10 protein-coding genes are annotated in these 13,146 nt (G+C 71.8%); 4 read left to right on the forward strand and 6 right to left on the reverse strand.

The window, feature by feature from the left end; translation table 11 throughout:
- Positions 1-55: 55 nt before the first annotated feature.
- Complete coding sequence (locus tag M8H82_RS16425; protein ID WP_250074593.1) at positions 56-913, forward strand: class I SAM-dependent methyltransferase; 858 nt, start codon at positions 56-58, stop codon at positions 911-913.
- 154 nt (positions 914-1,067) lie between these two features.
- Positions 1,068-1,673 (forward strand): hypothetical protein, encoded by a 606-nt coding sequence (locus M8H82_RS16430; RefSeq protein WP_250074596.1) that lies wholly within the window; start codon positions 1,068-1,070, stop codon positions 1,671-1,673.
- A gap of 79 nt (positions 1,674-1,752) precedes the next feature.
- Here M8H82_RS16430 and ffh read toward each other — a convergent pair whose 3' ends face one another.
- From ffh to M8H82_RS16455, 5 genes are all read right to left on the reverse strand, one after another.
- Positions 1,753-3,306, reverse strand: a complete 1,554-nt coding sequence (gene ffh, locus M8H82_RS16435) for a signal recognition particle protein (RefSeq protein WP_250074598.1) — start codon at positions 3,304-3,306, stop codon at positions 1,753-1,755.
- 83 nt (positions 3,307-3,389) lie between these two features.
- Positions 3,390-5,837 (reverse strand): [protein-PII] uridylyltransferase, encoded by a 2,448-nt coding sequence (locus tag M8H82_RS16440; RefSeq protein WP_250074600.1) that lies wholly within the window; start codon positions 5,835-5,837, stop codon positions 3,390-3,392.
- A gap of 27 nt (positions 5,838-5,864) precedes the next feature.
- Positions 5,865-6,203: a P-II family nitrogen regulator gene (locus tag M8H82_RS16445; protein ID WP_003997576.1), complete on the reverse strand. Its 339-nt coding sequence runs from the start codon at positions 6,201-6,203 to the stop codon at positions 5,865-5,867.
- A complete protein-coding gene (locus M8H82_RS16450) occupies positions 6,200-7,540 on the reverse strand; it encodes an ammonium transporter (protein WP_250074602.1) in 1,341 nt (446 codons plus the stop codon). Before M8H82_RS16450 ends, M8H82_RS16445 begins: the two co-directional genes overlap by 4 nt.
- Positions 7,541-7,865: 325 nt before the next feature.
- On the reverse strand, positions 7,866-9,356 hold the full coding sequence (locus M8H82_RS16455) for a hypothetical protein (RefSeq protein WP_250074603.1): 1,491 nt from the start codon (positions 9,354-9,356) through the stop codon (positions 7,866-7,868).
- A 458-nt stretch (positions 9,357-9,814) separates the two neighbouring features.
- Between M8H82_RS16455 and M8H82_RS16460 the strand changes: the two genes are divergently transcribed.
- Positions 9,815-10,471 carry a bifunctional DNA primase/polymerase gene (locus M8H82_RS16460; RefSeq protein WP_250074605.1) on the forward strand — a complete coding sequence of 219 codons (657 nt, stop codon included), beginning with the start codon at positions 9,815-9,817 and terminating at the stop codon, positions 10,469-10,471.
- Positions 10,472-10,846: 375 nt separating this feature from the next.
- Here M8H82_RS16460 and ftsY read toward each other — a convergent pair whose 3' ends face one another.
- The gene (gene ftsY / locus M8H82_RS16465) at positions 10,847-12,055 is read right to left on the reverse strand and encodes a signal recognition particle-docking protein FtsY (RefSeq protein ID WP_250074607.1); all 1,209 of its coding nucleotides are present in this window, start codon (positions 12,053-12,055) and stop codon (positions 10,847-10,849) included.
- Positions 12,056-12,160: 105 nt separating this feature from the next.
- Here ftsY and M8H82_RS16470 point away from each other — a divergent pair, with 105 nt between their 5' ends.
- A complete protein-coding gene (locus M8H82_RS16470) occupies positions 12,161-13,132 on the forward strand; it encodes an LLM class flavin-dependent oxidoreductase (RefSeq protein WP_250074609.1) in 972 nt (323 codons plus the stop codon).
- The last annotated feature ends 14 nt before the right edge of the window (positions 13,133-13,146 follow it).

Here is a 13,146-nt window from a genome sequence, read left to right on the forward strand (position 1 = left end):
CGGGGGACACGGAAACGGGCACAGCGGCAACTCTCTGCGGATTGGGGCGCTTTCGATGACACCTACGCTCGTGCGGCAACACCTGTCTCACCCGGGATCCAAGACCCGTGTGGACCTGTGGGCACGCGCGCGTGACTGGTCGGAGATCCAGGAGCGGATGCTGGTACCGCTCTACGAGGCCGTCTACGAGCGGCTCGAAGTGGGCCCCGGCACACGGATGTTGGGCCTCGGCTGCGGTTCCGGGCTCGCCCTGCTGATGGCGTCCTCCCGGGGGGCCGCGATCGCCGGTGTCGAGTCCGCCTCCCCCGAACGGCTCGCCCTCGCCAAGCAGCGGCTGGCGGCGGGGCCGGGGGGCGCACGCGCGCGTGCCGACACCCGGCTCACCGACGGCTCACCCCGGGACGCGGCCGGGCCAGGGGCGCCCGCGTACAGCCTGGTGACGGCGTTCGAGCCCATCGGGTGTCTCGCGGGCGACTCGGAGGGCCTCGGCGACCTGCTGCGAGGGGCGAGGCCGCTCGCCGAGCAGGGGGCGGCCGTGGTGCTGGCCGGCTGGGGTCCGCCGGAGCGCTGCGCCACGTCGTCCGTGCTGCGCGTGGCCACCAAGCTGGCAGATCCGCTGCGCAGAGCGGGCAGTTGGCGCCCCGCTCTGCGGGACGACCTGGAGGAGGTCGCGCACCGGGCCGGCCTGCGTCCCGACGGCTCCGGGCGGGTGGCGTGCCCCTTCGGCTACGCCGATGTCGACAGCGCCGTACGCGGACTGCTGTCGACCGGGCTGTTCGACGCGGCGATCGCCGCGACGGACCGGGCACAGGTGGACAAGGAACTGACGGAGGCCCTCCATCCGCACCGGCGGACGGACGGCACCGTGTGGATGCCGAACGTGTTCCGGTACCTCATCGCCCGGGTGCCCTGAACGCCCCGCGCGGGCGGGCGAGTTCCTGGAAGTGCACGTGTGAATGGTGTGAAGGATGCGAAGCAAGAACCTTCTCGCTTCGCTGAACTGCGCGCCTTCCCTCTAGCCTGACGAATCGCTCGGGGGAATTACACATCCGCATACAGGAGCTGTTGTGCTGTACCGCAAGACCGCGCTGCGTCTGGCCGCGCCCGTCGCCGTCCTCGCCCTGGCGCTCACCGCCTGCTCGGGCGGGGACGACGAGGCCGACGCGAAGAGCCCGGCCACCTCGCAGGCGAAGGCCTCGCCCGCCGCCCCCGAGCCCTCCTCCGGCGGCGCGCTGAAGCCCGGCCGGAGCGCCACGGGGGTGTACGAGGAGGACCCCGGCAAGGTCACGTACGAGATCCTCGCGGAGCGGGTCGACGTGGGCACCGAGGCCGAGGCCGCGCAGGCGGTGGCCGACCCCGAGGACGCCAAGGGGCTCGTCCCGGCCGTCGCCCATGTGACGTTCACGCACAAGGGCGGCCCGGCGCTGACCGGCTCCCCCCAGGTCGGCGACGGGACCACCGTCTGGGCCGACGGACAGCGCGGCTCCATCCTCATCGGCGCCGCCGAGGACGCGGCCGGCTGCGAGGACCCCTACGACATCGAGGGCTGGAAGCAGGGCGAGAGCCACACCTTCTGCGAGACCTACCTGGTGCCCGCCGGCGCGAAGAACGTCGAGGTGCACTGGCAGGAGGCCGAGGCAGAGCCGTACACCTGGACCTTCCCGAACGGCTAGCGGGGCTCCGGCCCCGGCACGCGAGGAGGGCGCCCCCGGTGGCCGGGGGCGCCCTCCTCGTCGTACCCGGATCCGGGTGTCAGCCCATGAACTTCTTGAATTCGTCCGGCAGTTCGAAGTCCTGCGGAGCCTGCTGGCCGGGCACGCCGAAGGCGCCGCCGGCCTGGGCGGCGGCCGCGCGCCGGGCGGCCTCCTCCTGCTCCTGCTGCTTGCGCTTCATCGGGTTGCCGGAGCGCTGCTTGCCCTTGGCCTTCTTGGGCTGCTTCTTCGTCCGGCCGGGGCCGCCGCCCATGCCCGGCATCCCGGGCATCCCCGGCATGCCGCCGCCCTGGGCCATGCGGGACATCATCTTGCGGGCCTCGAAGAACCGCTCGACCAGGTTCTTCACCGCACTGACGTCGACACCGGAGCCCTTGGCGATGCGGGCGCGGCGCGAGCCGTTGATGATCGTCGGTTCCTGGCGCTCGGCCGGGGTCATCGACTTGATGATCGCGGCGGTGCGGTCGACGTCCCGCTCGTCCAGGTTGTTGATCTGGTCCTTGATCTGCCCCATGCCGGGCAGCATGCCGAGCAGCTTGGAGATCGAGCCCATCTTCCTGACCTGTTCCATCTGGGACAGGAAGTCGTCGAGGGTGAAGTCCTGGCCCTTCTTGGAGGCCAGCTTCTCCGCCATCTTCTGGGCTTCGGCCTGGTCGAAGGTCTTCTCCGCCTGCTCGATCAGGGTGAGCAGGTCACCCATGTCGAGGATGCGGGAGGCCATCCGGTCCGGGTGGAAGGCGTCGAAGTCGCCGAGCTTCTCGCCGTTCGACGCGAACATGATCGGCTTGCCGGTGATCTGCCGGATCGACAGGGCGGCACCACCGCGGGCGTCACCGTCGAGCTTGGAGAGCACCACGCCGTCGAAGCCGACGCCGTCGCGGAACGACTCGGCGGTGTTGACCGCGTCCTGGCCGATCATGGCGTCGACGACGAAGAGGATCTCGTCGGGGCTGACCGCGTCCCGGATGTCCGCGGCCTGCTGCATCATCTCCTGGTCGATGCCCAGGCGGCCGGCGGTGTCGACGATCACGATGTCGTGGACCCGGGACTTCGCGAACTCGATGGAGTCCTTGGCGACCTTGACCGGGTCACCGACGCCGTTGCCCGGCTCCGGGGCGAACACCGCGACGCCGGCGCGCTCGGCGACGACGCTGAGCTGGTTCACGGCGTTCGGCCGCTGGAGGTCACAGGCGACCAGCAGCGGGGAGTGGCCCTGCTCCTTGAGCCAGTGGCCGAGCTTGCCCGCGAGGGTGGTCTTACCGGCACCCTGCAGACCCGCCAGCATGATCACGGTGGGCGGCTGCTTGGCGAAGCGGAGACGGCGCGTCTCGCCGCCCAGGATGGTGACCAGTTCGTCGTTGACGACCTTGAGGACCTGCTGGGCGGGGTTCAGCGCCTTGGAGACCTCGGCCCCGAGCGCGCGCTCCTTGACGTTCTTGATGAACGTGCGGACGACGGGGAGGGCGACATCCGCTTCGAGGAGCGCGATGCGGATCTCGCGCGCCGTGGCGTCGATGTCCGCTTCGCTCAAGCGCCCCTTGCCGCGCAAGTTCTTGAAGGTCGCTGAAAGGCGATCGGAGAGAGTATCGAACACGGCGGCGTCGGTCCTCGGGGTCGGTGGCAGCTGGGAATCGCCCTCCAGGGTATCCCGGCGGCAGGAGTCGCCGGGATCCCCGTTCAGCCACGCAACGTCTCCTCCAGTTTCCGGGCCACCGAAGCGGCCTCCTCGCGGGGCAGCGGGGCCCCCTCGGAACCGGTGACATAGAACGCGTCGACGGCGTTCGCGCCGAGCGTGCTGACGTGCGCGCTGCGCATCCGCACCCGCGCGTCCTCCAGGGCCCGGCCGATCCGGAACAGCAGTCCCGGCGCGTCCTGGGCCCGGACCTCGATCACCGTGGCCAGCCGCGAGGCGGCCGGGTGGACGGTGACCCTCGGGGGCGGCGCCAGGACGCCCCGGCGGCGGGGGTAGGCCGCGTCCCGCTCGGCCAGGCGGCCCGCGATGTCGAGGGAGCCGTCCAGGGCCCGCACCAGGTCGGCGCGGAGCCGGGCGGCCTGGGGCAGCGAGCCGTACTCCGCGGCGACCCGCCAGTTCAGCAGCAGGACCGACCCCTCGACGCCGTCGGGGAGGTCCAGCGCGCGCAGTTCCGCCGTGCGGACGGTGAGCCGGTGCATCGCCAGGACGCCCGCCACGGCGGGCAGCACGCCCGGCTGGTCCGGTACGGCGATCAGCAGCTCCACGCCGAGCGGTTCCGGATCCCCCGTCGGCTGCTCGTCCGCCGGGGGCTCGGTCTGGGCGCGCAGGGCCAGCACCGGGCTGCCGGTGGCGACGGCCTCGATGGCCAGCCGCTCCTGCTCGGCGGTGGGCGCGGCGGCCTCCGGTTCCTCGGAGGCGTCCCCCGCGAGCACCGCGGAGACGCGTTTCACCAGGTCGGTGACGAGGGAGCCGCGCCACGACGACCAGGCGGCGGGGCCGGTGGCCAGCGCGTCCGCCTCGGTCAGCGCGTGCAGCAGCTCCAGCGTGGACTGGCTGCCGACCGCATCGGCGACCGAGCGGACCGTGGCCGGATCCTCCAGGTCACGCCGGGTGGCGGTGTCGACGAGCAGCAGGTGGTGCCGTACGAGGGTGGCGAGTACGGCGACCTCCTCGCGGTCGAAGCCGATCCGGGCGGCCACGTCACGCGCGATGATCTCGCCGGCCACGGAGTGGTCCCCGGGCCAGCCCTTGCCGATGTCGTGCAGCAGCGCGGCGACCAGGAGCAGGTCGGGGCGGTGGACGCGGCGGGTGAACTCGGAGGCGCGGACGGCGGTCTCGATGAGGTGCCGGTCCACGGTCCAGATGTGCACGGCGTTGCGCTGGGGGCGGCAGCGCACCCGCTCCCAGTCGGGCAGCAGCCGGGTGATCAGGCCCTCGGCCTCCAGCGCCTCCCAGACCTCGATGGTGGGGCGCCCGGAGCCGAGCAGGGTCACGAGCTGTTCGCGGGCCTCGGCGGGCCAGGGCGTGGGCAGCGGGCGGGTGGTGGCGGCCAGCCGCCGTACGGCGTGCAGGGAGAGCGGGAGTCCGGCCTGCGCGGCGGCGGCCGCGGCGCGCAAGGGGAGCACGGGGTCGCGTTCGGGGCGCGCGGCACGGGCGAGCACCACCTCGCCGTCCTGTTCCACGACACCCTCGGCCAGCGGCGAGCGTTCCGTCACCGGCTTGCCGCCGCCCAGCATGGCGCGCAGCCGGGGCCGCACCGCGCGGGACCGCAGGACGCGCCCCACTTCACGCCAGGTGACATCACTGGCGTACGCGATGACCCGCGCCGCCTCGTACACCTGCCGCAGCAGGGTGTCGGCGTCCAGCAGGCCCAGCTCGGCCGCGACCTGGTCCTGTTCCTGCAGTGCCAGCCGGTCGGTCGCGCGCCCGGTGGCCAGGTGGAGTGCGTCGCGTACGTCGAGCAGCCGGCGCCGGGCGTCGTCGAGGCCCTCGCGGGGGGCGTCGGCCAGCCAGGAGGCGGCGACGGCCCGCAGGATGGTGGCGTCGCGGAGGCCGCCCCGGGCCTCCTTGAGGTCGGGTTCCAGGAGGTACTGCAGCTCGCCCTGGCGCTCGGCGCGCTCGGCGGTCAGTTCCTGCAGTTCGGGCAGGCGCTTGGGGGCCTGGTTGCGCCAGTCGGCGAGGACGGCCGTGCGCAGTCCGGCGGTCAGGCCGAGGTCGCCGGCGATGTGCCGGGCGTCGAGCAGGCCCAGCTGGACCTTGAGGTCCTCCGCGGCGGTCTTGCGGGCCTCGGCGGGCGTCCGCACCGAGTGGTCCAGGGCGAGACCGAGGTCCCACACCGGGTACCAGATCCGGTCCGCAAGCGCGGCGACGGCGTCGTTGTCGCCGCCGTCGTGCAGGAGCAGCAGGTCGAGATCGCTGCGTGGGGACAGCTCGCCGCGGCCGTAGCCGCCGACCGCCACCAGGGAGACCCCGCGCAGGGACCCGGCGCCGGCGGCGAACAGGCCGGTGAGCCAGTCGTCGGTGAGTTCCGCGAGGGCTGTACGGCGCGGCGGCCCGGACCGCGCCCCCTCGGTGAGGAGGCGCAGCCGGGCCGCCGCGTAGCCGCTGGGTCCCGAGTCTTCTGCTTCCGTCGGCATGTCCGTACTCGTCACCCAGCGACTCCTGTCCGTCTTCTTCTGTTAGAGCGCGTCCGGTCCGCGCTCGCCGGTGCGGACCCGTACGGCCGTCTCGACCGGCAGGGACCAGACCTTGCCGTCACCGATCTTGCCGGTACGGGCGGCCTTGACGATGACGTCGATCAGCTGCTCGGCGTCGTCGTCCTCGGCGAGGACCTCGATGCGGATCTTCGGGACCAGGTCCACGGTGTACTCGGCACCGCGGTAGACCTCGGTGTGGCCCCGCTGACGACCGTAGCCGCTGGCCTCGGTGACCGTCAGGCCGTGCACGCCGAAGGCCTGGAGGGCTTCCTTGATCTCGTCGAGCCGGTGGGGCTTGACGACTGCGGTGATGAGCTTCATGCGTCCACCTTCTTGCTCGCGGTGTCGGCGGCCGGGGCCGGGACAGCGGTCGTACGGGCGGCGCCGCCGCCGGCCCCGCTGAAGTCGTATGCGGTCTCGGCGTGCTCGGCCTGGTCGATGCCGGCGACTTCCTCGTCCTCGGTGACCCGCATGCCCATGGTCTTGTCGAGGAGGAAGGCGAGGATCGCGGAGACCACCAGGGAGTAGGCGAGGACCGCGAAGACACCGGCGCACTGCTTCCAGAACTGGTCCAGGCCGCCGCCGTAGAAGAGGCCCTCGACGTCGGACTGGCCCTTGCCGGTGGCGAGGAAGCCGACCAGCAGCGAGCCGACGATGCCGCCGACCAGGTGAACGCCGACGACGTCGAGCGAGTCGTCGTAGCCGAGCTTGTACTTCAGGCCTACGGCCATGGCGCAGAGCAGACCGGCGACGGCACCGACGGCGATGGCACCGAGCGGGGAGACCGCGCCGCCGGCCGGGGTGATGGCGACCAGACCGGCGACTGCGCCGGAGGCGGCGCCCAGGGTGGTGAACGCGCCGTGGCGGATCTTCTCGTAGAGGAGCCAGGCCAGCATGGCGGCGGCGGTGGCGACCTGCGTGTTGACGAACATCAGCGCGCCGACGCCGTCGTCGTTGCCGAGCCACGAGCCGGCGTTGAAGCCGAACCAGCCGAACCACAGCAGGCCCGCGCCGAGCATGACCAGCGGGAGGCTGTGCGGGCGCATCGGGTCGCGCTTGAAGCCGACGCGCTTGCCGATGACGAGGATGACGCCGAGCGCCGCGGCACCGGCGTTGATGTGGACGGCCGTACCACCGGCGAAGTCGATCACACCGAGTTCGAAGGCCCAGCCGCCGGCGCCCCAGACCCAGTGCGCGACCGGGAAGTAGACGATCGTGGCCCACAGGGCGACGAACAGCGCCCAGGCGCCGAACTTCACCCGGTCGGCCAGGGCACCGCTGATCAGGGCGGGCGTGATGATCGCGAACATCAGCTGGAAGACCAGGAAGACGAAGACCGGGATCGTGTAGCCGTCCCACAGCTCCGTCAGGCCGATGTCACTGAGGCCGACCCAGTCCGAGTTCCAGCCGATGATGCTGCCGGAGTCCGTGCCGAACGCCATGGAGAAGCCGTACAGCACCCACAGGATGGTGACGATCCCCAGGCTGATGAAGCTCATCATCAGCATGTTCAGGGTGCTTTTGACACGGACCATGCCTCCGTAGAAGAAGGCCAGACCCGGTGTCATGAGCATCACCAGGGCGGAGCAGATGAGCATGAAGCCTGTGTTGGCGGCAGAGAGCTCCGTCTCTGCGGCAAGCGTGATGGCTGGTGCCATCGGCGTCTCCTCGTCGTTGGTACGGCCCCGTGCGGGCGAAGCCTGAGCGGATTGAGGGGTGGGCCGGTTATGCGCCATGAGATTGACGCAGCGCGGTTTCGGTGGAAGCCCCTCGTTGTTTCGCCGCCGTGACGAAGGCGCTGTGGGTGTTACGCGTCGGTGAACTGCCGGATGGCGGGCACCGCGATCGTTATCGTGGCGCAACCTTCGCAGGAAGGTACGGGCCGGCCGCGGACGGCCTTCCGATGACCTGGCATGGGGGAGCCGAGTCGGGCAGTTCGGGAGGGCCGGCCGCGGCCGGGGCTTGGGCGGTGGTGCGGGTGCCTCAGACCGCCTCGGCGGTCTCGGGCAGCTCCACGGCGAGCCGTTCGGTGAGGTCCACGACCTCGCGCAGATCACCGAAATCGCGTACGGCCGTGTCCACCGTTTTTCGGATACGCGTGTTGACGCGCTCGGAGCGCACCTTCTTGGCGATCGTCATGGCGTCCGTGGCGTACTGCGCGCTCCGCTCGGGCTCGCGCTGGAGCAGGTGCACGGTGGCCATGCCGATGAGATTGAGCGCGTAGGACCGCTGGTGCTCGGAGTCCGCGGCGAACAGGTTCACGGCCCGCTGCATCAGCGGCTCGGCGAGTGACGCGTAGGTCGGGCTGCGGCCGGCGACATAGGCGAGGTCGCGGTAGGAGTGGGAGTTCTCGCCGTAGAGCTCGGCCTCGGAGAAGAAGCGGATCCAGTCGGGGTCGGGCTCGTCCCATTCCTCGGCCTCGCCGAAGGTGTCCTCGGCCATCCGCACCGCCCGCTTGCACTTGCCGGGCTGGCCCATGTTGGCGTAGGCGCGGGCCTCCATCGCATACAGCATGGACTGGGTGCGCGGGCTCGCGCAGTCGCGGCTGCCGTACTGGGCGAGGTGGACCAGTTCCAGGGCGTCGTCGGGCCTGCCGAGGTGGATCATCTGACGGCTCATGCTGGAGAGGATGTACGAGCCGAGCGGCCGGTCGCCGGCCTCCTTGGCGGCGTGCAGGGCGAGCACGAAGTACTTCTGCGCGGTGGGCTGCAGCCCGACGTCGTACGACATCCAGCCGGCCAGCTCGGCGAGTTCGGCGGCGACCTTGAAGAGCTTGCGGGTGGTGGAGTCCGGCTGGGGTTCCTGGAGGAGGTCGGTCACCTCGTGCAGTTGTCCTACGACCGCCTTGCGGCGCAGGCCGCCGCCGCACTGGGCGTCCCACTGCCGGAACATCACGGTGGTGGACTCCAGCAGTTCCAGCTCGGGCCTGGAGAGCCGGCCGCGGCGGGCCTGGGCGGGGGGCTCCGGTTCGCTGCGCGGGGCGGCCGGGCCGGGGACGAGCCAGCGCTGCATGGGCTCGATGAGGGACGGGCCCGCGGACAGGGCCAGCGAGGTCCCGAGGAAGCCGCGCCGCGCCAGCATCAGGTCGCTGCGCGAGAACTCACTGAGCAGGGCGACGGTCTGCGGGCCAGTCCAGGGCAGGTCGACTCCGGAGACCGAGGGTGCCTGGCGGGCGGCGCGCAGACCGAGGTCCTCGACGGAGACGACACAGCCGAACCGCTCGGAGAACAGCTCGGACAGGATCCTCGGGATCGGTTCGCGCGGGTTCTCGCCGTCCAGCCAGCGGCGCACCCGGGAGGTGTCGGTGGAGATGTGGTTTGCGCCCAACTGGCGGGCCCGCCGGTTGACTTGGCGGGCGAGCTCGCCCTTCGACCAGCCGCTGCGCACGAACCAGGACGTGAGCAGCTCGTTCGGGCGCTTGTCAGCGTGCGTCGCGCTTCCGGCGCTCGTGTCGCTTCCGCTGTTGCCGCTCACTGGAACGCCCCCATCCCTTGGACCACTTGTCACCGAGTGCGCCAAGCCCTATCAGAATGCCGGTAAATACGGCTGCCCGTCCGGTAGTTCTCACCCTTCGAACGAGAGGCCGAGTTGCCTCCGGCATACCCGCAAGTGCATGTGCCCCCAGGACTCGTGCACTCAAAGTAATCCTACGATCACCCGTCCAGCCACGGCGATCCCGGAAACGCCACCATTCGCCACCCCTTCGAATGAACTCCCGGTCGGCTCCACACGATTCACTTGACAGAGGACGACCGGCAGTGGGCGGAGCGATGCACTCAGGGGCGCGCACCACCGGGTGCACGACCCAGGACGCTTCAAAGCGCCGCTTCGGGTGTGTGGAGCCGGGCCGGAGAAGGCACAAGGTGAATACAGAGGGTCACGTTCCGCATCCGCGTCGTAACCAGAGGCGCGCCGGACCCGTTGGAGGGGGCATGGGCTTCACGATCGCCGGCATCCGCGAGATCCGCTCCGGCACGCGCCGACGCGGCCGTTCGTCGGAGTGCACCGCCGTCGCCGAGTTCACCGGTCTGTGGGGATGGGACGTGGTGCCGGGCGCCCGTGCGGCGGCGGGCGACTGCTCCTGCGGCCGCGCCGACTGCCGTGAACCGGGCGCCCACCCGCTGCACTTCGCGCCCCGGGTCCCGGCCGGCGCCACGCTCGACGAGGTGTCCCGCATCTGGTCCGAGTGCCCGGGCGCCGCGGTGATGCTGGCCGTCGGCCGGGCATTCGACGTGATCGAGGTGGCCGAGCCCGCCGGGCGCCGCGCCCTGGCCCGCCTGGAGCGGATGGGGCTGCCCCTCGGCCCGGTCACCGCCACCCCCGACGGCCGCGCCCACTTCTTCGTCGCCCCCGGCTCCGCCGCCGAACTCCCCGCGCTCCTCTACCGCATGGGCTGGGACGACCCGGCCTCCCTCGACCTGCGCGGCCTCGGCCCCGGTACGTACATCACGGCCCCGCCCTCCGACCGCGGCGGCCTCGGCCCGGTGCGCTGGCTGCGCTCCCCCGCGCTGGACTCGGCCACCAAGCCCCCGGCGGCACGCCTGCTGCTCGGCACCCTGGCATACGTGGCACACCGCTCCCGGGCATAGCCGACGCGGGTCAGTCACGGACCGCGGGCGCGACGGCTCGCGTCACCAACGGGCCATGGACGCAATGGCTCGCGTCACCCACGAGCCCCGGGCTCAACGGCTGGCATCACGTACCGGCCCCAGACACCCTCGGGTCACCTCGCCACCGGCCCCAGACACGACCGGCTGGCGTCACCCACCAGCCTCGGGCACAACCGGCCCGACTCCACCACCGGCTTCAGGCACCCTCGGCTCGCCTCACCCACCGGCTCCAGACCCCCTCGACAGCCTCACCCACAAGCCCCGGCCCCACCCCCGCCCCCGCCCCCGCCAAAACAGAGCGCCCGCCTCCCGGAGTGACCTCCGAGGGCGGGCGCTTCTTCGGACTCGGCGGAATCACTCGCCGATAAGGGCGTCAACGAACGCCTCCGGCTCGAACGGCGCCAGATCGTCCGCGCCCTCGCCCAGACCGATCAGCTTGACCGGCACGCCCAGCTCCCGCTGAACGGCGATCACGATGCCGCCCTTGGCCGTCCCGTCCAGCTTGGTCAGGACGATGCCGGTGATGGCGACGACCTCGGCGAAGACGCGGGCCTGCACGAGGCCGTTCTGCCCGGTGGTCGCGTCCAGCACGAGCAGCACCTCGTCGAGCGGCGCGTGCTTCTCCACGACCCGCTTGACCTTGCCGAGCTCGTCCATGAGGCCGGTCTTGGTGTGCAGCCGGCCCGCGGTGTCGATGAGGACGACGTCGGAGCCCAGCTCCTTGCCCTCCTTGACCGCGTCGAAGGCAACGGAAGCGGGGTCGCCGCCCTCCGGCCCGCGCACGGTGTGGGCGCCGACCCGCTCGCCCCAGGTCTGGAGCTGATCCGCGGCGGCGGCCCGGAAGGTGTCGGCGGCACCGAGGACCACGGTGTTGCCGTCCGCGACCAGGACCCGGGCGAGCTTGCCGGTGGTCGTGGTCTTGCCGGTGCCGTTGACCCCGACGACCATCACGATGCCGGGCTTGCGGCCCTCCGGCTCCGTCTTCACGGTCCGGTCCAGATCGGTGCCGACCAGCTTCAGCAGCTCCTCGCGCAGCAGGCCGCGCAGCTCCTGGGGGGTCCGGGTGCCGAGCACCCTGACCCGCTCGCGCAGGCTTTCGACCAGCTCCTGGGTGGGCTGCACGCCGACGTCGGCGGTGATCAGGATGTCCTCGATCTCCTCCCAGGTGTCGTCGTCCAGGTGCTCGCGCGAGAGCAGCGTGAGCAGGCCCTTGCCGAGTGCGTTCTGGGAGCGGGACAGACGGGCGCGCAGCCGCACGAGGCGACCCGCGGTGGGCTCCGGGACCTCGATGACGGTCGGCGGGAGCTCTTCGATTACGGGCGGTTCCTCGACGGCGGTGGCCGGTCCGCCGGGGAGATCCACCTCCTCTATGGTCCGGCGCGGTTCGTCGCGCGGCGTCTCGGCCTCGTCGCCGACGTGCGGCTCGGCCGGAGGGGCGGTGATGTCGGGCGCTGCGGGGGGCGGCGGGGGCAGCTGCTTCTTGCGCCGGCTGCCGACCACGAGCCCGCCGAGCGTGCCGAGCAGGACCACGGCGATGACTACAGCAAGGATGACGATGTCCATAACCCGACCAGTATCAGTCATGGAGGGGGGAGACACCCCTCTGGATGTCTGACACACCGTCAGCTAACGTCCGCCTTCACAGCCGCCCGGCGAAGGGGGACCCGCATGCCCGTCACGGTCGTACGCTTCAACCTCGTCGAGCCCGACGCCACCCCCGCCTCGCTCGCCGCCCGCTACGCGGCGGCCCTGGACATGGCCCGGTACGCCGACGAGCACGGCGTCACCACGGTGCAGACCGAGGAGCACCACGGCGCCGCGAACAACTGGCTGCCCTCCCCCTTCACCTTCGCCGGCGCGGTGTTCGGCGCGACCCGGCGGATCGCCGTGACGGTCTCGGCGGTGATCGGCCCGCTGCACGAACCGCTGCGGCTCGCCGAGGACATCGCCGTACTGGACCTGATCAGCGGCGGCCGTCTGGTGACGGTCGCGGGGATCGGGTACCGGCCCGAGGAGTACGCGCTGTTCGACGTGGACTGGCAGCGGCGCGGCCGGCTCCAGGACGAGCTGCTGGAGACGCTGCTGAAGGCCTGGACCGGCGAGGAGTTCGTGTACCGGGGGCGTCCGGTACGGGTCACCCCGCGCCCCTTCACCGAGCCGCATCCCCTGCTGCTGGTCGGCGGTTCCTCGAAGGCCGCCGCGCGCCGGGCCGCCCGCCTCGGCCTGCCGTTCTTCCCCAGCGCGCACCTGCCGGAGCTGGAGGCGTACTACAAGGAGCGGCTCATCGAGTACGGCACCGAGGGCTGGACCATGATGCCGGCCGCCGAGACGCCGCTGCTGCATCTCGCCGAGGACCCGGACCGGGTCTGGGAGCGGTACGGCCGGCACTTCCTGCACGAAGCACGGACGTACGCCTCCTGGCAGTCCGGCGGCATCCGCTCGGCCGTGCGGTCGGCGGCCACGACGGTGGACGAGCTGCGCGCGGAGGGCGTGTACCGGGTGCTCACCCCCGAGCAGTGCGTGACGCAGGGCCTGGACAGCCTCGTCCTGCATCCGCTGTGCGGCGGGATGCCGCCGGAGGAGGGCCTGCGCAGTCTGCGGCTGCTGTGCGAAGACGTGCTGCCCCGGCTCAAGGACTGAGCCGGGGCAGCACG

This window comes from Streptomyces sp. YS415, assembly GCF_023544665.1.
Classification (GTDB): Bacteria; Actinomycetota; Actinomycetes; order Streptomycetales; family Streptomycetaceae; genus Streptomyces.